Genomic DNA, 23,209 nt, shown 5'->3' on the forward strand with positions numbered 1-23,209 from the left:
TTTGGGAATTCTAGTTTGGGAATTCTAGTTTGGGAATTCTAGTTTGGGAATTCTAGTTTGGGAATTCTAGTTTGGGAATTCTAGTTTGGGAATTCTAGTTTGGGAATTCTAGTTTGGGAATTCTAAATTTATTCTAGGAATTCTAGATTTTTGCTCGCTTTTAGGCTAGATAAATCTAGCCTAGCTCGCAAATTTCATAAGGGCTACGCCCTAAACCCTTAGGGGCTGCCGCCCCTAAAACCCCGCTAAAATCTAAAATTCCCTGTCATCCTCGGGCTTGACCCGAGGATCTCTATAGGGAATTTTGGAATTCTTTGTGATGAGATCCTCGGGTCAAGCCCGAGGATGACGCAAGGCGGTCAAGCCAAGAATTTTTATAGAGATTGCTCCCTCTGCTTTGCTCCCTCGCAATGACGGCGATTTGATGACACAGGGAATTCTAAAATTCCCTAGAATTTTTAGGGGTGTTTAGCCCTCTTCTAGCTTGGCTTTGATTAGTTTTTTGATTTTAGCGATGTTTATTTCATCTAGGTGGCGGCTTTTTGCTGGCAATCTAGAATTGCAAATCCATTAGAAATTCTAGAATTCCAAATGCAAATTCTAAAATTCCTAAGGCAAATTCTAGAATTCCTACGCAAAAAAGCCTAGGAATTTTAGATTTTTCTTAGCTTATGAGACTGGATCTTTTATGCCAGCTGCCTCAAAGCCTCTAGCCCTTAGCTTACAGCTATCACAAGCTCCGCAAGGCTTGCTATCGCTTTCATAGCAGCTGTAAGTGTGGCTAAAATCCACGCCAAGTTCTGTGCCGATTTTTACAATTTGGCCTTTATTTTTGGCAATTAGCGGGGCGAGCAGTTTAATTTTTGTGCCCGTGCCGCTTTGGATAGCGGCTGTCATCTTGGCTAAAAAATCAGCCGAACAATCAGGATAGCCAGAGCCGTCTTCTTCTACAAGCCCCAAAAATACAGCCTCGCAGCCCTCTTTTTGAGCTAGAGCCACAGCAATGCTAAGAAAAATGCCATTGCGAAAGGGCACATAGGTGATTGGCGGCTCACTCTTTTTTGCCCCTTCAAATAGCTCTTTGCGGTTTTTTGGCACCTCAAGGCTAAGATCAGTTAGCGCAGAACCGCCGATGCCAGCAATAAAACTAGCATCAAAAACAAAGCTTTTTGCCCCAAGGTCGCTACAAATATCGTAAAAACACTGCCTCTCACGGCTCTGCGTGCGCTGCTTATAGTCAAAATGTAAGCCCAAAATCTCATATCCCTCACGCCTAGCAATAGCCGCAGCGACTGCGCTATCCATGCCACCGCTGATTACACAAAGTGCTTTCATTTTAAAACTCCGCTTTTACTTTGTAAATTAGTTTGCTAAAACGCTCTTGTATGTCAGCCAAATCACGCTTTGAGCTAGCCTCAAAGCGAGTTACCAAAACAGGCGTGGTATTGCTCGCTCGCACTAGCGCCCAGCCAGCCTCAAAGCGCACTCTAAGCCCATCAATATCTACAATGTCTAAAATTTCAGGCAAATCAGCATTTTTAAGCTCAGCTTTAATTCGCTCAATTACCGCAAATTTCGTGCTTTCAGTGGCTTCTACTTTTATCTCATCGGTTGAGTAAAGCTTCGGCAGTTTATCAAGCTCGCTCTCAAAATCAATGCCCTTATAAAGCAGCTCTAATGCCCGCACCATCGCATATAGCGCATCATCAAAGCCAAAATATCGCTCTTTAAAGAAAATATGCCCGCTCACCTCAGCTGCCATGTCAATATTTAGCTCTTTCATCGCCTTTTTTATGTTACTATGACCGGTTTTGCCCATAAAGGCTGAGCCAAGCTTGTTTATCTCATCATACATGTTTTGGCTGCATTTTACCTCGCCAAGCACGCGTGGATTTTTCATATTTAGAGCATACAGATAGGCTAGCTCGTCGCCTTTGATAGAGCGCTCGCCGCACAGCACGGCGATACGGTCGCCATCACCATCAAAGCCAAAGCCGATTTTTGCGCCACTTGCTTTTAACTCAGCTTTTAGATCAGCTAGATTTGCCTCTATGCTAGGGTCAGGGTGGTGGTTTGGAAAGTTGCCATCAGGTTCTGCGTAGAGCATTTTTGCATTAAGATTTAGTGCTTTTATGATGCGGCTTGCTGCCACGCCAGCTGCACCGTTGCCAAAATCACACACAAAAGGCAGCGCAAAGCCTTTTAGATGAGAGAAGTTTTTGGTATAAAAATCTTCGTATTTGCTTAAAATATCAAATTTCTGGGCTCTTTTGTCGGTTGGAATATTAGCAGAGCTTGGATCTGCTTTTAGCATGCTCTCCACTACTGTGCCAAGTGCTTCTAAGTCCTTGCCAAAAAAGCTATCTGTGCCTATTGTGATTTTAAAGCCGTTGTATTCTTTTGGGTTGTGAGAGCCTGTGATCATTACATTTGCATCAAACTCGCCACTAAAAACGCTAAAATACCCCACCGGCGTAGGCGCAAGCCCTATGTCAAAAAGCTCCAAGCCCTGCGCATTTAGCCCTGAGACTAGCGCGCTAAAAAGCATGGGTGCGTGAGTGCGCGCATCATAGCCCACGCTAACACGCTTTGCGCCACGCTTTTTTATCTGCTCACCAAGCGCTTTGCCGATAGCCTTTACGCTCGCATCATTTAGCTCTTTGCCCACAAGCCCCCTGATATCATACTCTCTAAAAATATCTTTTATCATTTTTTACCTTATTTGGGAATTCTACGGAATTCTAGAATTTTCTAGGGAATTCTAGGGAATTCTAGATTTTTAAAAGCGTATTTTAGCATTTTATGATAAAAATTTTTGCTGATTTTGCTAGGAATTCTAGATTTTAGTTCTAAATTCTAGATTTTAGTTCTAGATTTATTAGTAGTTAATTTTTTTATATCTCTTTTCTTTGCTTGCGGATAAAGTCTTCTACTTGCTTTTTGTTTTTTGGATTTTTTAGGATGTATTGTTCAAACTCGTATTGCCTATCAAGCTTGATTTTTAGCCAAAAAACCTGCGCATTTACTATTCTATTTTCTGTGATGTATTTTTTTATATTATTAAAAACAGCAGAGTCCATTTTTGGCTAAATACCTTTATTGCTTGATTTAGAGTGATTTTGGCGCATTTTAACAAAGTTTTTTAAAAAATCAATACTAAATTAAAGCAAGAATTTTTTAAAACCACTAGAGCAAGTCTGCGTAACTATCATTTCTCATCACTTTTGCAGCATATAACAAGCACACTCTACAAACTCGCCATTATCATAGCAAACCGTGCGAGAGTCATCAAAAACTATCTTTAAGCTCATTTTTCTTCACTACAAAAGGCTGTAATTCTAGCATAAAATTCTAAAATTTACTAAGGAATTCTAGAATTTCTAGATTTTTTGGCTTATTTTTTCAAAAGTTCTTTTATCTTGCCACTTTGACCTAGGCGGTAAAGGGCAAAATCGTATTTTATAGGATCATCGCTATCAAACTCTTTTAAACGCTCTGTGATTTCTTTGGCGGCTTTAAAGTCGTATTGAGAGCGCTTACAAAGCCCAAGGGCAAGCGAGACCTTGTGCGTGTGCGTATCAAGCGGCAAAATAAGCTCCCTTGGACTAATGCGCCTAAAAAGCCCAAGATCAATATCGCTAGTTCGCACAAGCCACCTAAGCCACATATTGTAGCGTTTTAGCGGACTTTTTGGGCTTTTCTCAAAGCTCTTACCAAAGTAAAACTCAAGCCCAGCCGAGCGGTAGCTACTAAGCTCGTAAATCTTTTTAATCAGCGCATTTATGCCATTTTCTATGTAGAATTCCTTGCCTTGTTTTGCGCCATTTATGATAATATCTTCAATGTCTACCTCGCTTAGTTTTAAAATTATCTTAAAGATTTCATCGCAGTCGCTGCTGTTTTGAAATCTGTAAATTTTGCCTTTATTTGCGCTAAGATTATCAAAATTTAAAGAGGACAAAAACTTCACAATAGCCTTAGCATTGCCATAACTAAACAAAGCGCAGGCTAGCATAAGGGCTGGATTTTTTAGAGTGCGTGCAATTTGAAGCGGATCAGCAGCCAAGTTTAAGCCCTGCTCATTTGAGAAAGCTTTGTATTCGTTATCTAAAAGTTGTTTTAAGTTCATTTTTAATCCTCTTCAAAAAAGTTAAATATATCATCTCGTCCTAGCACTTCACGCAAAAAGTTTGTGGCATACGCACCTTTAATTAGCTCAAAACTTAGGCTAAAATGTGCATTTTGCTCGTCGTATTTATAGCTAAGATTATCCGCCCAGATAATAGCAGGACGCCTAGAGCCATTCATCAGCCCTAAGGTGTCGCTAAAAGGCGAAATGATAATGTTTTCTATAGCCCCAGCCATGCCAAAAGCCCCAAACATCTTTTTGCCAAAAAGTGGACCCACAGCTGTCTTTTTATGCTCACAAAAAGCTTTTAGCTCAGCTTCTAGCTCATCACAGCCAAAGACAGCGCCTCTTGGGTAATGCCCCAGCGCGTCACCTTTAAAAAGCTTAAAAAACTGCTCTTGCGACTTGAGTTCTTTAAAAAACTGGGCACTTTCATTTAGCCCAAAACTAGCAAAAATATCTCTTAGCTCGCTTGCGCTAAAGCTAGCACAGTAGTGGCTAAGCTCTACTCTAAGGCTAAGCCAGCGATTAAAAAGCTCACTTTGAAAGGCTGAGATTAAAAAATTACTCATTTTTGGATTAAAGCGTGATTTTTTGCCCTCTTTTAAAGCGCTTAAAAGCTGAAAGCCGCTTTTTGCATTATCTTTAAACTTGCCAAATCTTTGGTAGCCAAAATAATTTGGCACTCCGTTTTTTAGCGTGTTAGCAAGGGCCTGTTCTAGTTTTAAGGCATCGGTTTTGCTTACTTTTTTAAGGCGGATAAAAAAAGCATTGCCCCTTAAATGCCCCACTCTAAGCTTATTTGCGTGAAGTTCGCTACTTAAAATTTTGATATTTTGGTGGCTAAAAGTGCTTAGTTTGCCGCAAAACTTCGCTGGAATTGTGATATATTGGCTTGTTAAGCCCTCTTTGTCTTTTAGTCCTGCGTATCCTATATCACGCATTTTTGCGCCAGTAAATGCGCTAAAAGCACTAAGCATTTCTTTAGTGCTAAGACCTTTTTTTTGGACATGTATCATCATGTGTTCACCATTTTTGCTTGGGGCATAAAGCGGCAGTTCTCGCACGACAAAGTCATCAGCATTTTTGCTAAAATGCGCGTTTATGCCCGAGTGCGTGCTTATACTAAGGGGTTTAAAAGTGCTTGAAAGCTCTGTATTTTGGTATTTTAAGATATCCATTTTTTACTTGTCCTATTATAGTTAGTTTTGTGCGAGTTTGCTTTGCAAAACCTTGCACTCTTGCTTTATTTTTGGGGCTAAAAGCTACTAAAAGCTCGTATTCTTCACCACTTAGCCACTGGCTTTTGCTAAGTTTTGCGCTTATTTTTGCGCCCTTTTTGCCCAAAAACTTTGGCAAATCATTTGCTAGTCCATCGCTGATATCCATCGTGCTTTTTAGAATTTTGGCTGATTTTTTCATAAACTCTATTCTTAAACTTGGCTTTATAAATCTAGAATTCCTAGCAATTTTACCGCCGTTTTGTAGAATTTTTAGCCCTTTTAAAGACAGCCCCAAAGAGCCTGTAAAAGCAATAAAATCGCCATTTTTAGCCTTTTTGCGAAAAAGAGTTTTTTTATTTGCCTTTGATATGATTGTAAGGCTAATTATGATTTTATCCGCACTTGTAGTATCGCCGCCTATTATGCTTACTCCATGCTTAGCGCAAGTGCTTAAAATTCCAGCACAAAGTGCGTTTATTTCATCATTTTCTAGCTCTTTTGGCAGAGCAAGTCCCAAAAGGGCAAAAAGCGGCGTAGCATTCATAGCAATAGCATCGCTTAGATTTACTAGCACGGCTTTTGCGCCGATTTGCTCCATATTTAGCCACTCACGCTTAAAGTGGACATTTTCTATAAAAAGGTCTTTGCTATAAACAAAATCCCCCAAAAGTGCGCCATCATCGCCGTTTAGTGCGTGAGCAAAATGTGAAATTATCCTTGCTTCTTTATCCATTTTTAGGCTTTTTTTATCGTATTTTAGCTAAAAATTGCTACATTTTTTGCTAAAATACAGACAAAATTTTTATAAAAAGTATTTAAAAACAAAGCAAATTTTATGGATATTTTAAAAGAGCTTAAAACAATCAAAGAAAATAATAACCACAGAAGCCTAAAAACAGCACGCATAAATGGCGCAAATATTGAAATAGAAGGTAAAAAAGCAGTAAATTTAGCCAGTAATGACTACCTTGGCATTGCTAGTGATGAAAGCCTTAGGCAAAGCTTTTTAGAGCAAATCGCTTATAAAAATATCTTTTTTGGCGCAGGGGCTAGCAGGCTGATTTATAGCGCAGGCGATGAGTACGAGAGCTTGGAGAGCTGGTTTAATGAAAGGTTTGCTAACAAAAAAGCTCTTATTTTTAACTCCGGTTACTCGGCAAATTTTACTTTTATTTCGTGTTTTGGGGGCGCTGATACTTTATTTTTAGCTGATAAGCTAGTCCATGCTTCTATGATAGATGCGTTAAAAAGCGCAAACTTTAAACGCTTTAAGCACAATGACGCAAATGATCTAGCAAGGCTTTTGGAGCAAAATAAAGATAAATATAAACAAATCATCGTGCTTTGTGAGAGCCTTTATAGCATGGATGGAGATTATGCGCCTTTAATCCAGTTTAGAAAGCTTTGCGATAGTTTTGGAGCTTTGCTTTATGTAGATGAGGCGCATAGCTTTTTTGCTCTAAATGAGCTTGGAGAGTGCGAGGCTAGTGGCGTTAGAGCGGATTTTATGCTCTTTACTCTTAGCAAGGCAGTCGGCGGATATGGGGCTGTGCTTTTAGCAGATGAGATGACAAGAGATTTTTTAATCAACAAAGCAAGGGCTTTGATTTACAGCACAGCAATAGCCCCTGTAAATGCTGCGTGGGCAAACTTCGTGCTAAATACCGATTTTAGCTCTAGGCGTGAAAATCTGCGTAAAAATATAGAATTCCTAGCTCTTTCGCGCTCACAGATTGCGCCTTTTATTTGTAAGAGTTCTGCTATTGCGCTAAATCTTAGCAAAAGGCTATTAGAATGTGGATATTTCATCCCAGCTCTGCGGCCGCCAACAGTAAAAGAACCACGACTTCGCATAAGTCTGCGTGCTGATATAGAAACTTGCAAATTGGTTAAACTTAAAGAGATTTTAAATGAAATATGAGCTTATCAAAAAATCGCCAAAAATGATAATTGCCTTTTTGGGATATTCTTTTTTGCCAAAAAGCCTAGCGCATTTAGAGCTTGGCGAGTATGGTCTAGGCGTGGTTTATGAGTATAGCGAGCTTAGCTTTGATAAATTAGAGTTCTCAAAGCTACTTGGAGAGCAAAATTATCTTTTTGCCTTTTCTATGGGCGTGGCGGTGGCAAATCGTTTTTGTGCTGATTTTAGCTTTAAAAAATCTGTGGCGATGAACGGCTCAAATGCTGGTATAGACGCACAAAAGGGAATTTCTAGCAGTGATTTTAAAGCTAGCATTGATAGCTTTGATTTTGAGGGCTTTAAAAGGCTGTGTTTTTTGGGCGAGTTAAAAAAGGTAAACTTTGCTTTTAATGCTAAAGCAAAGGCTGAGCTAGAAAGGCTTTATTCTTATTTTTCTAGTGAAAAAAAACTAGGGAGTCCTAGAATTTGGGATAAAATGATACTCTCAAAAAAAGATAAAGTCTTTGCTAACGGGGCTATTTTAGCTGAAAATGAGTTTAAAAACTTAGAGAGTATTAACGCCCCACATTTTGGGCTGTTTTATTACAAAACTTGGGAGCAGATTTTTGAGATTTGAAAATGCTAGAAACTACGATGAGTTCGCACAAGCACAAAACTGGGCAGCAAAAAGCCTAGTAAGCTTAATTGAAACTTTTAGGGGCGAGTTTGGCTTAGTATATGAAATAGGCTGTGGTTCTGGACTGCTTACAAAGGTGCTGCTTGAAAGGCTTGAGATAGAGCACCTTAGCCTAAATGACCTTTATGAAAGCCAGATAATGAACGGATTTCATTCACAAATCGGCGATATTTGCCAGATAGAAATGCCAAAGGGGCTTGATCTTGTCGTATCTAGCTCGGTTTTTCAGTGGACCAACCCCCTTGAAGTGCTAGCTTTTCGCATACAGCAGGCTTTAAAAAAAGGCGGAATTTGCGCTTTTGCCATGCTTAGCGAGGGTTCACTAAATGAACTTAGCTCATATACAAAGCAAGGGCTAAACTACCTAGCCCCAGAGCAGATAGAGCATATTTTTAGCAAGTATTTTGATGTGCTAGCTATGCGAACTTCTAGCTATACAAGCCAGTTTAGCTCGCTAAAAGAGCTGCTTGTCAGTCTAAAAGAAACTGGCGTAAATAATATAAAAGGCAGTTTTGTGCTAAATAAAGCTAGTCTTGCAGGGCTTGAGGCGCATTTTAATGGGCTTTATGAACTAAGCTATAATTACACTTTTTTAGTGGCGCAAAAGGGGTGAAATGATATTTGAAAATGAGATATTTTACGCAGAGTTTGAGAGTAGCGAAGTGCCGTGGATAAAGCTCTTTGCTAAGCGCAAATGCACTGAAATAAGCGATTTAGAGGACTTTGAGCAAGAGGCGATTTTTAAAGCATCTTTGCTTTGCGAGAGGGCATTAAGGGAATTTTACAAGCCTGATAAGATTAACTGGGCGAGCTTTGCAAACTATGTGCCACAGGTGCATATTCATATCCAGGCTAGATTTAAGGATGATAGCTACTTTCCAGAGAGTTTGTGGGGCAAAAAGCAAAGGCAAGGAGCAAAGCGTGATTTGCGCCTAGAAGAGTTTAAGAAGTTTTTAAAACAGCAGTTTGCTAGGGAATTTTAGACGGAATTTTGCTAGGGAATTCTAGAATTCCTAAGAGCAAAATCTAGAATTCTAGAATTCCTTAGCAAAATCTAGAATTCTAGAATTCCCAAGCCTTGTGTCATCCCCCGACTTGATCGAGGGATCTCAGTACTAGAGAATTCTAAAATTCCCTAGAGATCCTCGGGTCAAGCCCGAGGATGACAAGGTAGGCTGGGGGTGACATAGTAGGGAATTCTAGAATTCCCTAGAACAAAATCTAGAATTCCCTAAAACAAATTCTAAGAATTCTAGAATTCCTAAGAGCAAAAGGAGAGAAAAATCAAAGAACTATCACGCTTTTCTTATCTTAGTTTAGAGCGGGCTTTGGAGTTTTATTTTGTCTTTGAAGGGCTTGATTTTAGCACGCATTACAGCGATCTAAAAGAGGCGATAAACTATGAAATTTTGGGCAAAATAACTGAGCTTAAAGCTCTTTTTGCTAACCTTAGCAAGGATGCTAATAAACTAGCGCAGAGGCTAGCACTTAGCAGCAGGTCGCTAAAAGGGCTAAAAGATCCACGCTTTCGCAGGGCCTTTAACGAGCTAAAAAGCGCTGGTATTATAAAGGTAGAAAAATCGCTTGAAACAAAGCCCACACCGCTTTTTGGAGAAAAGCTTAGACGTGAGATTAGAAGGCATTTAATCAGCGATAAAGCACATTTTAGCAAGAACTTTTACCGCTTTTATTTTGCCTTTATCGCCCCAAAAATAGAGCAAATCAGCGAGTTTAGCAATAAGGATAAAGAGCAGTTTTTGTCTAGCCTTAAGCTTGAGCGCTTTTTTTGTCTGCCTTTTGAGCTAGTTTGCGCTGATTTTTTAAGCCACAAGCTAGGCGTGATGAGACCCAGCATTTCTAGCTACTGGGATAAAGACTGCGAGATTGATATACTAGTGCAGAGCGGTTCTTTTTGCCTTGCTGCTGAGGTAAAATACAAAGAGCATATAGTTAGCAAAAAGCTTTTAAACGAGCTAGTAGCAAAGTGCGAAAAAGTAGGAATTAAGCCTGATTTTTACGCACTTTTTAGCAAAAGTGGCTTTTCAGGCGAGCTAATAAATCTAGCCAAAAAAAGCCCAAATTTGCTACTTTTTGAGCTAAATGATTTTAAGGATATTTTATGAGTAATGATATTAAAAACACGCTTGAGAGCCTGATAGAACAAACTTACAAGGTAGAAAGAGAATACAAAAGCCTAAGCGCTAGCTATGAAAATATGCAAAAGTTTGTTAAAGAGATCGTAGAAAGTCTTGGTGCTGCGCTGTGGGTGGTGGATAAAAGCGGAAATATAGTGATCCAAAACACGCTAGCAAGCTCACTGGGTGCTGTTTTTAGCTGTATAAATCTGGGGCTAAAAAGCCAAGAAATAGAGCAAAACGCTAGCGTCTATGCTGTAAAAATCACCAAAAGCGGCGAGCACAGCGTAATTTTAGCCACTGATATAAGCGCAGAAAAGCGTAGCGCAAGACTAGTATCAATGGGGGCAGTGGCTGCGCACCTAAGCCACGAGATAAGAAATCCAATAGGCGCAGTAGCCCTACTAACAAGCACTCTATTAAAGCGCAGCGATGCTAAAAACCGCCCCTTAATAGAAGAAATCCAGCGCTCACTAAGTCGCGTGGAGCGGATCATAAAAGCTACTTTGCTTTTTACAAAAGGCGTTAGAATCACGCCACAAAACTTCGCTCTAAGCGAGCTAAAAGCAGCCTGCCAAAACGCTATAAAAAGCTATGATTATAGCAAAGAAATTGAGTTTAATTTTAGCGGTTTTGATGGGGAAATTTGCGCTGATTTTGATCTTTTAGACCTTGTTTTTAGCAATTTTATATTTAACGCAATTGATGCTATTGAAAGCAGTGATGATGAGAGCGGAGAGATTAGCATAAAACATAGTTTTGATGGGGCTAGTCACGACTTTGAGATCAGCGATAGTGGCGTAGGGATTGATCCAAAGGTAATTTACGAGCCATTTAAGACCACAAAACTTAAAGGCAATGGACTAGGACTTGCGCTAAGTATTGAGATAATTAACGCTCATAAAGGTTCTCTAGCACTGCAAAAAGAGCCAAAAATTTTTACAATTTCTTTGCCAAAATAGACTGCGCAAAAACTAGAATTCCTTAGCGAATTTCAAAGTGAATTCTAGTTTAAGAATTCTAGTTTAAGAATTCTAGTTTATGGAATTCTAGTTTAAGAATTCTAGTTTAAGAATTCTAGAATTCCCAAGGTAAAAAATACCCCCATAACCCCCAAAAAACTAAATCTACAAAAAATATTGATAAATTTACAAATAATTAACAATATTATAGTTAAAATTCACAAATAAAATTAAAGGAGTAAAAATGAATAGAATTCTTATTCTTGAAGACGAGCCAGCATTAAATGAAATGATGTGTGATTTTTTAGAAGGTGAGGGCTATAAAGTAACGAGCTGTGCTAGCTATGATGAGGCAGTAGGGCTTGCTTCAAAGGGCTTTGACCTTTTTATTTTTGATGTAAAAATCATCGGCGGCAACGGCTTTGAGCTTTTGCGCGAACTAAGAGAGAGCGGGATAAAAACGCCTTGTATTTTCACAACCTCTCTAAATACCACAGATGATGTCCAAAAGGGCTTTAGTTCAGGTTGTGATGACTATCTTAAAAAGCCTTTTGAGCTGCGTGAGTTGCTTGTGCGTGTGCAAAATGTCTTGCGCAGGGTTTTTGGAGGCTCGCTAATCAAGCTAAATAACGAGCTTAGCTTTGATGCCTTGCAAAAGCGAGTATTGCGTGGTAATGAGCCAGTTGATATCACTAAAAAAGAGTGCGATTTGCTAGCACTTTTTGTAGCAAATAGTGGCAAAACCGTAACTAGAGATGAGATTTACACGCATCTTTGGGGCTATGATGAGCCAAGCGAGATGAGTCTTAGAGTTTATATCCGCAAACTACGCATTTTGCTAGGCAATGAAAGGATTATTTCGCACTCAAAGGTGGGATACGAGTTCGTGCCTTTTGCATAATTTTGCTTAAATAGCAATTCGTCTCGCACACTTATTTTGCTACGCAACCCGCTGGGTGCGAACTAAACGCCTTTAAGTGGCGGCTTAGGATGAATTTATATTCTATCCCCGCGCCGCCACCAAGGCGTTTAGCCACACTAAGCACACGATACTAGAATTGCTAATTTAATAGATAAATTCACTAAAATTTTAATATAAAAATCTAGAATTCCCTAAGAATTCTAGAATTCGCGCAGTGTTTGGGCTTTGCAGCTCTGCTAAGCAAATAACAAAAGGTCAAAAAATGCCAAAAGTAAAATACTATCTACCAGTTTTACTACTTTATATGATTACCAGTGTGATTTTTGCAGCTGTGTTTGCTGGTATTTTTTATCAGCAAAAAAAAGACGAGCTACTAAGTGCTAGCATTGCTTTCTTACGAAGTGAGGCTAGCGTGATTTCTCATGCTTTGCGCAAGGGCTATTTAGACGAGCGTGGCGGATTTAGAGATTATGAGACGGTGATTTTTGATGCCAAAAGAGGCAAGTTTTTAGCCCGTGAGTTTGAGCCTGATTTTGAGTATGTTTTTGAGCTTTTTAAAAGTCAAACTCCAAGCAAAAAGGCTGCTCGCGCAGGGCATAAATTTGATGAGAATTTTAGTGCGCGGGCTATAAGAGATTTTCAGCTTGATTTCAAAAGTGAATTTAACGCCACAAAAGAGCCAAAGCCTCGCAGACTGCTGTTTTTTGTAACAGATGAAAGGTATGTTTATTACTTTGATGGGCGAGATGGTATAAGTGTGCTGCTGCGCTCAAATGAGTTTGCTCACGAGCTCTCGGCTTTAAAATCTTGGCTTTTTATCCTTTGTGCTTGCGCCTCGCTTGCTATGTGCGTGGTGGCGTATTTCATCGTGCGTATGAGCTATGCGCCGCTGCTGCGCCACATAAATGGACTAAATACCTTTATCACAGATACCACGCATGAGATAAACACGCCACTTAGCGTGATACTAATGAGCGTGGAGATGTTTGATAAAAATCCACCAAAATACCTTGAAAACATTCGTCTAGCCGCTCGCACGCTCTCTATGCTCTACAGCGACCTCTCAGCAAATCTAAAAGCCGTGCCACTAAGCCTTGGCGAGTTTGATGTAAGTGCGATTTTAAAAGAAAGGGTGCGGTTTTTTGAGCTTTTGGCTGCTAAGAAAAACTTAGAGTTTAGCCTAGATATACCACAAAATCTAGTGCTAAAAACAGATGAATACCGCATAAGCAAAATCATAGATAATTTACTCTCAAATGCCGTAAAATACAGTAACAAAGGCGAGAAAATCTACATAAATCTAAATGAAAATGGCATAAATGTAGCGCAAAAAGGCGTGGTTATACCGCCTGAGAAAATGAGTAAAATCTATGATAAATTCACTCGCTTTGATAGCACAAACGGCGGCTTTGGCGTGGGACTAAGTCTAGTTAAAACCTACTGCTGCGAGCTAGGATATAGTATAAATTGCACCAGCAGCGAAGAGCAAACTAAGTTTTGCGTGAGCTTTAAAAAAGCCTAGGAATTCTAGAATTTCTAGGACTAAAATTAGGAATTCTAGAATTCCTAGACTAAAATGGGCTAAAATCTAGAATTCCCTCTAAAAACAGCTGGAATTCTAGAAAATTCTAAGGGAATTCTAGGCTTAAAAATATCCCCTAAGAATTATAGTAAGAATTCTAGAATTCTTAGCTACATTTTTTACATTTTGAAATGGTGGCGATGATATTTAGTGAGCTGATTTCTTCGCCAACTTGCTTTTCTATGTGGCTTTGGTATGTGTCCATTTTGGCATCTTCTTTAAAGATATCGCTTACTGCGCCGCAGTGTTTACAAACTATATGTATATGCTCTTTTTCGTAGATATCATAGCGAGTTTTTTGCCCTGGCACTGCGATTTCTACTACGAGTCTAGCATCTACAAGAGTAGCAAGGTTTTTATAGACTGTGGCTAGCGAGATGCTAGGATGCTCTTTGCGCACGGTGGCATAAAGCTCATCTATAGTAGGATGTGTGTGTGAACTAAGGCTTTTTAGCACGCATAGGCGTTGTGGAGTGGCTTTTAGCCCTTCGTTTTTTAACATTTTTAGTAAAAACATATTATTCTCTATTAAAAAAAATTATCGCATTTTACAAGCTTAGATTAAATTAAAATTTAATTGATACAAAAATATTCTTAATTATGCTTTTTAGCTAGGGAATTCTAGAATTCCCTAGGCTGTTTTTAGCTCTCTGCCATGCTGTCTTTAAAAAGATATTTATGCTCCTCAGGCAGTGCGGCAAATAAAGCATTTGCCAAATTTCTAATCTCCCAAAGAGCAGAAGCTGAGCTTCGCAAAGACAAGAAATTTTGTAAGCTTCTAGCATTTATGCTCCAAGAAAGTGCTGTTTTGTAGCTCTCAGGCAAGGCGTATTTAGCAAGGTCTATTTTTATGCCAGCAGCTAGGACTTTGCGCAGGTTTTCAAGTGCTAAAATGCTAAACTCATCCACCATACTATCGCCTGTAAATACCAAATACTTTTTAGCCCTAACAGCCAAATCGCTACCATAAAAATCTGCTTTTGTCTCAGTGTGTGGTAGATGTGGCAAAAGCTCGCCGGTGCCTTGCGCAGATAGAGCAGATAGCTCATCAAGCGAGGCACTAGGCGAGTTTTTATCGCAGATGCCATGCAATGGGACAAAAGGGCTCTCAGCTCTAAGCTCTTTTAGCGTGTAGCGTGTGCTTTTTACGCTAAGGCTTGCGATGCGATGGCGAGCAAGCTCTTGCAGGCACGCACGGCTAATTCCTTCAATGTAGAAGTTATAAAAAAGATGCTCTAGCGTGCTTGCGTGGCGCATTTTATTTCCCACTCGCTCTATTAGTTCTTTATCTTTCTCTCCGCCTTTATCGCCTTTTTCAAAGCTTTGATAGCAAGTGCGAATCGCATTTGAGCAAACCCACAGCGGCGTGTGATTTAGTAGAGTTATTTTTATGTCGTTCATTTTATTTTCCTATTTTTTATTAAATTAACTAGGTTTTATCACCTTTGCTTTTGCGCTTAGCTCTGTGATTTTAAACTCAAAAATATTCATGTGATTTATCACCTCTGGTGGCGTAGCAGCATCAAAAGCACTCATATAAGCTGCGCAGTATTTTTGGCTAAGTAGGCGCAGGGCGTGAAGCTTTGCGTCTTTATCACTTAACAAATGAGCAGTGGTAGTAGCAATAGCACTTTTATACTCAGTAGTAAAGGCATATTTACCAAGCTTAACATGGTCATCTTTTATACTTTCAAAAAACTCGCCGCTAAGCTTTGGGACAGCATTGCTGCTAACTGCTACGATTTTACAAACTCTGCCGTTTATAAAGTTTTCACACTTGCCGCCGCTTGTGGCTCCGTGTATGAAAATGCTCATATTCTCACGCACGATTGAGAGCGGCAGGCTAAAAATCTCGCCTTTGCTATCTACGCAGCTAATTACAGCATATTCGCACTCATCAATGATTTTTAAAGCCTCGTCTCTGCTTAATTCTCTATCTTTTCTACGCATTTTTGCTCCTTAAAATCTAGAATTCCTACTAGGAATTCTAGATTTCTATATATCTTACAATATCGCCCTTTTTAGCAGGTGAGCTAAGGCGCAGTAGCACAGCTAAATCAAGTAGATTTGTGCTAATTGCGCTTGAGCCTTGCTTTTTGCCTTTGGTGCTGATTAAAAGCTTGCCATTTTCTACGCTTAAACTTGCTGCGCTAAAGTTTTCTAGCTGCCTTTTTAGCTCGTAGTCCTCTGCTAAAACAGCTGTTTTTTCAAAGTCCATTTTTGCGCCAAAAAGCCTGTAAACATAAGGCCGCACAAACAAAATCGCAGTCGTAATCGCAGAATACGAAAACCCAGGCAAAGCAAAAACAAGCTTTTTAACCTTTGAGTTTTCCCCACAAATCCTAGCGATTTTTATATGACGGCCTGGCTTTATAGCGCATTTATCTACTAAAATTTCGCCGCTTTTTCGCACAAAATCACGCATAAAATCAAACTCACCAACGCTCACCCCGCCAGTTGTAATGATAAAATCGCACTCGCTAAGAGCCTTGTTTAAACACGCTTTTAGCGCATTTTCATTATCTTTTATGTTTGGATACATTACGCTCTCACAGCCCCAGTTTTCTAGCAAGGCATGTAGGGCATAAGCATTGCTATTATATATCTGCGCAGGGTTTTTAGCAAGGCCAATATCCACTAGCTCAGAGCCAGTTGTGATAAGGGCTACTTTTGGCTTTTTATACACGCCTATTTGCTTTATTCCAAGCTCGGCTAATACAGCAATAGCTGCGTAGTCTATAAAAGAGCCAGAGCGAAGCAAAATCTCGCCCTTTTTATAGCTCTCGCCGATTTGCCTTACAGCAAAGCCAGCTTGGACACATTCTTTTATAATTGCGTAATTTTCGTTATTTTCAGTAAAAAATTCTAGATTTTCAAGCGGAACTAGCGTATCGCTACCCTCACTCATCAAAGCCCCTGTAAAGCTCTTTACACAAGTATTTGCGACAACCTCATCACTAGGCATACTCCCAGCTGGCAAAGATGAAATAATGCGAAGTTTTGCCCCTGCTTTTATATCGCTGCTTTTACATGCTATTCCATCCATAGCTGCTGTTAGCATAGCTGGATAATCACTGCTTGCTTTTGCGTCGCAGGCTAGAACCCTACCAAGAGCATTTTTAAGCTCTACAAACTCAATGCTACTAGGTTCACTAACACTAGCTAAAAAACCATTTAAAGTCTCATTATAACTTTTCATTTTGGCTCTTTTTGATAAATTCTTCTAGCTTTAAAAGCAGACTTTCAAGCGCTGAGTTCATCCCTAGCACCACAGCATCGCTGCTACTGTTTTGTATTTTTGAGTTTGCGCTTAGATACATTTCATTTTCGCCGACCTTAGCTTTTAAGGCAACTTTTGCTAATTCATGCGTGGCGTAAAGCTCGGTTAGCTCTACGCTTAGTTTTGGGCTATTTTTATCGCTTGGCTTGCAGCCAAAATATTGTAGTAGCACACTTTCTAGCATATCCTCTCCAAAAGAGATAAACCTGGCATCTTTTAAGGTTTTTACATTTATGCCATGAGTAATGATTATATTGCGGTTTTGTAGCACTGGCAAGCTACTTACATTTGTGATTTTTACCGGTATTTGCGAGCATTTATCAGTATAAAGCGAGTATTGCTTGATAGCTGGTTTACTCTTGGCTAGACAGCCGCAAAATACTAGCGCAAAACACGCAAGAGCTAGAAAAATTAGAGATTTTTTCATATTTTATCCTTTATTTGCTTTCTTGTTGTAAAAAGAAAAAGTCATAGGGGCTTTCTTCTAGGCGCAAAAAGGCATTATCAATATGCGCTAGCGTGCGGCGCAAGGCTTTTTGCGTGATAGCAAGCTCAGAAGCCGTGCTTTCAATCACAGCTTTAAAGTCAAACTCCCCACTATCAACCTTATTTTTTATAGAATCAGCGGTGCTTTTTATGCTAAGGCTTGTTAGGCGGACATCTTTGCTTAGCATTTTTAGCTCATCTTGCATTCCTTTCATATCCACACCTTTTAGGGTCTGCGAGAATTCTTTCATATTCGTTAGCAGTTCTTTGAAGTTTTGCGAGTTTTCTTTGCTAGCCATTTGCCCCACAAAGGCTACTAGACCGCTATTTTCATCGCCTAGAATTTTGTTTATTTTATCCAAGGTCTCTTCTGTTTTTTGCGTGATTTTTAGCACGCTAACCTCAAGGCGCTCAAAGCTATCTTCTTGTAGCTTTATAATGCGAAGCTCATCACTATCAAAAGCCCTGCCACTACCACGAGTTACATTTAAAGTAGATTGATTGCCTAGAAGTGGCGTGATTACTTGAACCACACTATCACTGCTTACAGGCGAGTTTTTCTTAAGCCCGATTTTTATTTCTATCGTGCTTTGGTTTTTATCTACAAAATAAATATCACGCACAACGCCAGCTGGAATTCCTGAGCTTAGCACGGGGCTGTTTTTTCGCACGCCAGCAGGCAAAGAGCCGGTGCGGACAAGATACTCTTCACTAAACTCACCGTGATTAGAGTTCATAAACAGCACAAAAGCTACTAGTATAATCGAAGCTATCAAAAAGCTAGCACCGGCTAGAAAATATGAGTTTTTGCTTTCCATTTCATCCTTTCATTTATTGCGTTTGTAGCGGCTCAGTTTTTTTATCGACTGACTACCCTGCGGGGCTGTCGGCTGGCTCAGCTTTTTTGCGCTTTTTAGCCTTAAAGCCTTACGCAGCCCAGTCGCTCTGCAAAAACTTTTTTGCCGTTTTTCTGCGGCTTACGCCTTGAAAATTCAGCGCAAAATTTTTGCAGCTACTATCGCAGACGCTCCCCCACGGCTAGCGCAGCGGCTTTAAAACTAAAAATCGCTCACCCAGCGGGTGCGAAGCAAAAAATCTTGGAGCCTAGTTTTACTCCGCTACCGCGAGTTTAGAATTCCTAAGGCAAAATCTAGAATTCCCTAAACTAGAATTCCTGCCTTGTGTCATCCCCCGACTTGATCGGGGGATCTCATCACAAAAAATTCCAAAATTCCGTATAGAAATCCTCGGGTCAAGCCCGAGGATGACATAGTAGAGAATTCTAGAATTCCCAGTCCTCGCGGTAGCGGCGTGAAAATAAAAGGCGCGGCACTTTTAGTGATTTTTGCTGCCGCGCGCCGAAGATAGAATATATAATTCATCGAGGCACGCGGCAGTAAAAAGCGCAAAAGAGCCCCGCCAGCCATAAAAGCAAGACGAATCGCACCTTAACTTCGCAGTTTAAACATCCCAGCTAGTGGATTATTCTCCATAACCTTCGCCCCTGCTAAATCCCCCTCATAAGCGATTTTATGCCCCTCTAAAATAAGAAATCTATCTAAAATAGTAAAAATGCTATCTATATCATGTGTTACCATGACAACAGTGATACCAAGATCCTCTCTTAGCTCGCAGATAAGGCGGTCTAGCAAGCGAGAACTGGCCGGGTCTAGCCCAGAGTTTGGCTCGTCTAAAAATAGCACCTTTGGGCTTAGCACCAAGGCGCGTGCTAGTGCCACACGCTTTTTCATACCACCGCTTAGCTCGCTAGGATAGAGCAAGGCGGCTTCTTTTTTTAGCCCTACTTTAAGCAGCCACATTTTAGCAATTTCTCTTATATCTTTATCACTAAAATCGCTGTATTCTTTTAGCATTACGCCTATGTTTTCAAGCACATTAAGAGAACTAAAAAGCGCGCCAAACTGAAACATCACGCCCATTTGCTTTTTCATTTCATTTTTAGTTTGTTCATCGCTTTTCCACAAATTTACGCCATTTATAAAAATATCGCCAGTCGTAGGAGGGTTAAGGTATATCATGGTTTTAAGTAGCGTGGTTTTTCCTGTGCCAGAACCACCCAAAAGCCCGTAAATCTCGCCACTTTTTACGCTAAAACTGACTTTATCTTGCATTAGACGCTCTCCATAAGCTGTGCTTACATTAACTGCTTTTATCATATCTGCAACTCTGTAAAAATCACGCTAAATACCGCATCAAGCGCAATTATCCAAAATATCGCATTTACCACGCTTTTTGTAGTAAGCTTACCAACACTCTCAGTACTACCATCTACCTCATATCCACGCAAACAGCCAATAGTAGCTATTAGCGCACCAAAAATAGGTGCTTTTACAAGCCCCACCCAAAAATGGCGCATATCTACATTTGCGCTAAATCTATTTAAATAACTCTCAAAATCTAGCCCCAAATACCAGTTACACACAAAGGCCTGTCCAAAAAGACTGATAAAATCAGCACAAAGAATAACCACAGGCATAACAAAAATAAGAGCTAAAATGCGTGGCATAACAACAAAACGAAAAGGCGCAAAGCCCATAGTTTCCATAGCATAGAGCTCTTCTGTGATTTTCATAACGCCGATTTGCGCTGTAAAGCTAGAAGCAGAGCGCCCAGCTACTACAATAGAAGCAATAAGTGGCGCAATCTCACGCAAGGTAATAATACCCATGATATCCACAACCAGCACACTAGCCCCAAAGCGCTCTAGCATGACAGCACCTTGATATGCTAGGACAATACCGATAAGAAAAGCCGTTAGCCCCACGATAAAAATCGCAGAAATTCCAGCACTTATTATGTGATTGCTAAGTTCTTTTAGCCTTATGCGCCACGGACGTATTAGAGAATCTAGGATCATTATTAGCACTTGACCGATGAAGCTTATTATCGCTATACTCTGGGTCTTTGCGTTCAGTAGAAGCATACCTAGTCGCTCGATCAGGCTAAGCTCCACGCTTTTTGGCAGCTCGTAGCTTTTAAAACCCGCAAAATCTAGAATTCTGCTAATATTCCCACTAGCACCCACTATATTAGAGCCCTTAAAATGCTCTTTTAAAAAATACGCCCCAGCATAATCAAGGCTTTTTAAACCCTTTAAATCAAGGCTAGTATTTTTCTGTGCTAGAAGAGCTGAGAGCTTTTTTAATTGCGAGCCTGTAATCTTATAATCAAACTCGCCATGTAAAAAAATGGTATTATTGCTAAACTCAATTTGCATATTTTATCCTAAAATCACAGGGCAATTATACAAATTTTTTAAGAATTTTAGGCTAAAATACTACAGAAAGGCAAAAAATGACATTAGAGCAAATCGCAAAGCTTGGCAAAATAGAGCCAAATTGGGGTTTGTGTCCGCTCTATTATCCCAAAACAAATGGATATCGTCCAAGAGGGGCAAAAAGGCTCTTTTGGCTGCTACTGCCTACTACACAAAAAACTACTTGCTATGAAAAAAGTAAAAGAGCTAGGTTACACAAAAAAAGCTTATTTACAAATCACAAATCTAATTTTGGATAGTGACGCCAAAAAACTTTATAGCCTAATTGATACTAGCGTGGCTATAAATATAATAAGAGATCCTATTAGCGTACTTCGCACAATGGTAACTTTGCCAAACTTCGCAGATGAGTTTAGCATAGATGATGATGAGGGCAAAGGCACAGGGCTTTTTTTAAGCGATGAGCCAAAGGCTATTTTTAGCAAAAATCCTATCCATTATGGAGGGATTATAGATAAAAACGGCAACAAAATAGCTAGAATTTCTCCAGAGCTTAACGCAATCCCAGGCTGGCTAGAAGATAGAGAGCAAATGTTTCACGATGGAATTTTGTATGATTATTTTAAAGATAATATAAAAGAGCTTTATATCAAGCAAACTAGCGACTTTGCTGGTGGTAGGGGCTTTGATGCTATGAGTGAGCTTGCTGGTACTTTGGACTTTGATAAGCCTGATAAAAAAGACCGCTGGCTCTTTGAAAAGCATGTAGGAGAGATGAAAAATCTACTGCCTATCACGCTTTATGCAAATGAAAAAGATGAGCTATTTTCTAATAAAATAAAAACTAATAGAAACGATAAAAACTTTAACAAAAATAGTGCAAAAATAGTGCTTTGTACTAGATTCAATGAAAACAACCGCCTAAAACCAGAACGAGATATAAGCGAGCTTTTTTCTTTGCCAGATCCATTGCTTCGTGTTTTTGTAGATAAGCCAAGTGACGCTGTAAAGCTGCTAAGAAGCCCTGACTTGCTAAAAAAAGCACAACTCTACATAGAAAAACTAAGCCACGAAGTGCTACAAAAAGCTAGCGAGCTTGAAGCAAATAGAAAGCTTTTTAATGAAAATGATATTTTAGAGTATTTTCGTAAGCATGAAAAAGAGCGCAAACTAGCAGCCACTCTCATAAAAGAGCATCTAAAATACCAAAAACAAAAAGCCCCAAATATAATAGAAAGCTTTAAATACTACAAAGAGTTTGAAAAAATGTGCCTTGAGCTTGATGGCACAAAACTTTAAAAAGTGAGAAAAAATGAGCCTAACACAAATCGCACAAATAGCAAAGCTAGACCACACAGATAAAGAAACGCTAGATATCCTAGCTTTGTATGAAAATCAAATCATCTCATGGCTAAATAGCAAGGAATTCCACTCTAGCCACTGGGCAAGTAAATCTTATGTGCCATTACTAAATCCAGATAGCTTAGATTATGCTTTTTTACATCCCTTTCATGCATGGACGCTAAATCTGCCTTTAAAGCACTATGATTTTGTAGCCTTTGGCTCAAAGTTTAGTGGCTTAGATGCTGCTAGGGGGTATTTGCTAGCTTGCGATGCTCACGGCATTAGCCATGCTGGCTCTAGCAGCTGTGAGAGCTATATGAGTTTTTACCAAAACCTTTTAATCTACGCTGATATGAAAGAAAAAGGCGAGATTTCTAGCATATATTTGCTACTTGATGATTTTGTGCTAGATAATGATGCCAACAAACTATATAGTCTAATTGATGCTAGTTTGGCTTTGCATGTGGTGCGTGATCCTATTTCAGCTTTATGCGCTAGTCTTTGTGCTAGCAAGCTTAGCTCAGATTTTATATTTGATGAAAACTCTGATCTTCAAGCAGCCTTGCAAAGTCCAAATAGCGATATAAACTCTCATCTCTCAAACATAAAAGAGCTTTTTCACGACGGCTTTATGTTTAAACTTCTTAGCCAGAGTATGAAAAGCTTATGTTTAAAAGAGTATAGCGATTTTAGCGGCGAAAATGCCTTTGCTACAACGAAGGGGATTGCAAGCACGCTAGGGCTAAAAGCCCCACAAAATGGCAGTTTTTTTAGCGGGGATCCGCAGAGCTTTGCTGGTATTTTGCCTCTAAAAATCCAAGTAAATACCGAGCTTTGCTTGTATCTTACTTCTGTTTATGATACCCAGTTTGGCATTTACAAAGACAGCGATATCAGCCCTGCTTTTACCCTGGCTCATAGTAGTATGCGCGTGCTGCTAGCAAAGCCAGATGATGCCCTAACCCTGCTAAAAAATAAAAAGCTTTTTGCCGAAACAAAAGAGTTAGTAGAACTTGCTAGCAAAAAAGTTTTAGAGCTTAAAAAAGGATCTAATATTAACGAAGCTGAAATTTTGGAGTTTTTGCTCACCCATAATGACGCGCGCAAGCTAGCAAAGAGCGTGTTAGATCAGCATTTAATGCTCTTAAAACAACTAGCCCCAGCCCTAGTTCAAAGCTTTTCACGCTACCAAGCCTTTGAGCTACTTTGCGCAAAAGATATATAATCTAGAATTCTAAAACTAGAATTCCTAGGCAAAAATCACTAGGAATTCTAGAATTCCCTAAGTATTTAAATCCTAGCAAAGCTTAT

Annotated in this window: 25 protein-coding genes; 11 read left to right on the forward strand and 14 right to left on the reverse strand. The window is 39.6% G+C overall.

The features are described 5' to 3' along the window. Positions 1–669: 669 nt before the first annotated feature. The 6 genes from queC to PTQ34_RS08485 form a co-directional block, all read right to left on the reverse strand. Complete coding sequence (gene queC / locus PTQ34_RS08460; protein WP_273933147.1) at positions 670–1,335, reverse strand: 7-cyano-7-deazaguanine synthase QueC; 666 nt, start codon at positions 1,333–1,335, stop codon at positions 670–672. Between the two features lies 1 nt (position 1,336). Further along, positions 1,337–2,710 (reverse strand): phosphomannomutase/phosphoglucomutase, encoded by a 1,374-nt coding sequence (locus PTQ34_RS08465; protein WP_273933149.1) that lies wholly within the window; start codon positions 2,708–2,710, stop codon positions 1,337–1,339. Between the two features lie 184 nt (positions 2,711–2,894). Continuing rightward, on the reverse strand, positions 2,895–3,080 hold the full coding sequence (locus PTQ34_RS08470) for a hypothetical protein (protein WP_273933151.1): 186 nt from the start codon (positions 3,078–3,080) through the stop codon (positions 2,895–2,897). A gap of 314 nt (positions 3,081–3,394) precedes the next feature. Then, the gene (locus PTQ34_RS08475) at positions 3,395–4,129 is read right to left on the reverse strand and encodes a TIGR02757 family protein (protein WP_273933152.1); all 735 of its coding nucleotides are present in this window, start codon (positions 4,127–4,129) and stop codon (positions 3,395–3,397) included. Between the two features lie 2 nt (positions 4,130–4,131). After that, the gene (truD, locus tag PTQ34_RS08480; protein WP_273933153.1) at positions 4,132–5,310 is read right to left on the reverse strand and encodes a tRNA pseudouridine(13) synthase TruD; all 1,179 of its coding nucleotides are present in this window, start codon (positions 5,308–5,310) and stop codon (positions 4,132–4,134) included. Next, positions 5,264–6,085, reverse strand: a complete 822-nt coding sequence (locus PTQ34_RS08485; RefSeq protein WP_273933154.1) for a thiamine-phosphate kinase — start codon at positions 6,083–6,085, stop codon at positions 5,264–5,266. The genes truD and PTQ34_RS08485 overlap by 47 nt, the downstream gene beginning before the upstream one ends. A gap of 102 nt (positions 6,086–6,187) precedes the next feature. Here PTQ34_RS08485 and PTQ34_RS08490 point away from each other — a divergent pair, with 102 nt between their 5' ends. The 8 genes from PTQ34_RS08490 to PTQ34_RS08525 all read left to right on the forward strand — a co-directional run bounded on the left by PTQ34_RS08490 (position 6,188) and on the right by PTQ34_RS08525 (position 13,490). After that, a complete protein-coding gene (locus PTQ34_RS08490) occupies positions 6,188–7,273 on the forward strand; it encodes an aminotransferase class I/II-fold pyridoxal phosphate-dependent enzyme (RefSeq protein ID WP_273933155.1) in 1,086 nt (361 codons plus the stop codon). After that, positions 7,263–7,889, forward strand: a complete 627-nt coding sequence (locus PTQ34_RS08495; RefSeq protein WP_273933156.1) for a pimeloyl-ACP methyl esterase BioG family protein — start codon at positions 7,263–7,265, stop codon at positions 7,887–7,889. Before PTQ34_RS08490 ends, PTQ34_RS08495 begins: the two co-directional genes overlap by 11 nt. Then, entirely contained in the window at positions 7,879–8,562 is a 684-nt protein-coding gene (locus PTQ34_RS08500) for a methyltransferase domain-containing protein (RefSeq protein ID WP_273933157.1), read from the forward strand. The genes PTQ34_RS08495 and PTQ34_RS08500 overlap by 11 nt, the downstream gene beginning before the upstream one ends. A gap of 1 nt (position 8,563) precedes the next feature. Further along, a complete protein-coding gene (locus PTQ34_RS08505) occupies positions 8,564–8,932 on the forward strand; it encodes an HIT family protein (RefSeq protein ID WP_273933158.1) in 369 nt (122 codons plus the stop codon). A gap of 345 nt (positions 8,933–9,277) precedes the next feature. Beyond that, positions 9,278–10,072, forward strand: a complete 795-nt coding sequence (locus PTQ34_RS08510) for a DUF234 domain-containing protein (protein ID WP_273933159.1) — start codon at positions 9,278–9,280, stop codon at positions 10,070–10,072. Continuing rightward, positions 10,069–11,046 carry a sensor histidine kinase gene (locus PTQ34_RS08515; protein ID WP_273933161.1) on the forward strand — a complete coding sequence of 326 codons (978 nt, stop codon included), beginning with the start codon at positions 10,069–10,071 and terminating at the stop codon, positions 11,044–11,046. Before PTQ34_RS08510 ends, PTQ34_RS08515 begins: the two co-directional genes overlap by 4 nt. 244 nt (positions 11,047–11,290) lie before the next feature. Next, positions 11,291–11,947: a response regulator transcription factor gene (locus PTQ34_RS08520; protein WP_273933162.1), complete on the forward strand. Its 657-nt coding sequence runs from the start codon at positions 11,291–11,293 to the stop codon at positions 11,945–11,947. A 283-nt stretch (positions 11,948–12,230) separates the two neighbouring features. Further along, positions 12,231–13,490: a sensor histidine kinase gene (locus PTQ34_RS08525; RefSeq protein WP_273933163.1), complete on the forward strand. Its 1,260-nt coding sequence runs from the start codon at positions 12,231–12,233 to the stop codon at positions 13,488–13,490. A gap of 166 nt (positions 13,491–13,656) precedes the next feature. Here the strand turns inward: PTQ34_RS08525 and PTQ34_RS08530 are convergent, their stop codons facing one another. From PTQ34_RS08530 to PTQ34_RS08555, 6 genes are all read right to left on the reverse strand, one after another. Next, entirely contained in the window at positions 13,657–14,067 is a 411-nt protein-coding gene (locus PTQ34_RS08530; protein WP_273931174.1) for a Fur family transcriptional regulator, read from the reverse strand. A 125-nt stretch (positions 14,068–14,192) separates the two neighbouring features. Further along, on the reverse strand, positions 14,193–14,942 hold the full coding sequence (gene thyX, locus PTQ34_RS08535; protein WP_273933198.1) for an FAD-dependent thymidylate synthase: 750 nt from the start codon (positions 14,940–14,942) through the stop codon (positions 14,193–14,195). 33 nt (positions 14,943–14,975) lie between these two features. Next, positions 14,976–15,500: a pyridoxamine 5'-phosphate oxidase family protein gene (locus PTQ34_RS08540; RefSeq protein ID WP_273933164.1), complete on the reverse strand. Its 525-nt coding sequence runs from the start codon at positions 15,498–15,500 to the stop codon at positions 14,976–14,978. A 37-nt stretch (positions 15,501–15,537) separates the two neighbouring features. Then, complete coding sequence (locus tag PTQ34_RS08545) at positions 15,538–16,749, reverse strand: molybdopterin molybdotransferase MoeA (protein ID WP_273933165.1); 1,212 nt, start codon at positions 16,747–16,749, stop codon at positions 15,538–15,540. Continuing rightward, on the reverse strand, positions 16,736–17,257 hold the full coding sequence (locus PTQ34_RS08550) for a hypothetical protein (RefSeq protein WP_273933166.1): 522 nt from the start codon (positions 17,255–17,257) through the stop codon (positions 16,736–16,738). The genes PTQ34_RS08545 and PTQ34_RS08550 overlap by 14 nt, the downstream gene beginning before the upstream one ends. A 10-nt stretch (positions 17,258–17,267) precedes the next feature. Then, positions 17,268–18,134: an MlaD family protein gene (locus tag PTQ34_RS08555; RefSeq protein ID WP_273933167.1), complete on the reverse strand. Its 867-nt coding sequence runs from the start codon at positions 18,132–18,134 to the stop codon at positions 17,268–17,270. Between PTQ34_RS08555 and PTQ34_RS08560 the strand changes: the two genes are divergently transcribed. Beyond that, the gene (locus tag PTQ34_RS08560) at positions 18,116–18,304 is read left to right on the forward strand and encodes a hypothetical protein (protein ID WP_273933168.1); all 189 of its coding nucleotides are present in this window, start codon (positions 18,116–18,118) and stop codon (positions 18,302–18,304) included. The genes PTQ34_RS08555 and PTQ34_RS08560 overlap by 19 nt on opposite strands. A 460-nt stretch (positions 18,305–18,764) precedes the next feature. Here PTQ34_RS08560 and PTQ34_RS08565 read toward each other — a convergent pair whose 3' ends face one another. Together PTQ34_RS08565 and PTQ34_RS08570 are read right to left on the reverse strand one after the other, a co-directional pair. Next, positions 18,765–19,493: an ABC transporter ATP-binding protein gene (locus PTQ34_RS08565; protein WP_273933169.1), complete on the reverse strand. Its 729-nt coding sequence runs from the start codon at positions 19,491–19,493 to the stop codon at positions 18,765–18,767. Continuing rightward, positions 19,490–20,554, reverse strand: coding sequence for an MlaE family ABC transporter permease (locus PTQ34_RS08570; protein ID WP_273933170.1), 1,065 nt, complete (start codon positions 20,552–20,554; stop codon positions 19,490–19,492). The genes PTQ34_RS08565 and PTQ34_RS08570 overlap by 4 nt, the downstream gene beginning before the upstream one ends. A 156-nt stretch (positions 20,555–20,710) precedes the next feature. On the opposite strand from PTQ34_RS08570, the gene PTQ34_RS08575 reads away from it, so the two are divergent. After that, positions 20,711–21,853 (forward strand): DUF2972 domain-containing protein, encoded by a 1,143-nt coding sequence (locus tag PTQ34_RS08575; protein WP_273933172.1) that lies wholly within the window; start codon positions 20,711–20,713, stop codon positions 21,851–21,853. Positions 21,854–21,866: 13 nt separating this feature from the next. Further along, entirely contained in the window at positions 21,867–23,123 is a 1,257-nt protein-coding gene (locus PTQ34_RS08580) for a DUF2972 domain-containing protein (RefSeq protein WP_273933174.1), read from the forward strand. Positions 23,124–23,209 lie beyond the last annotated feature (86 nt).

It is taken from the genome of Campylobacter magnus, assembly GCF_028649595.1.
GTDB classification, from domain to species: Bacteria; Campylobacterota; Campylobacteria; order Campylobacterales; family Campylobacteraceae; genus Campylobacter; species Campylobacter magnus.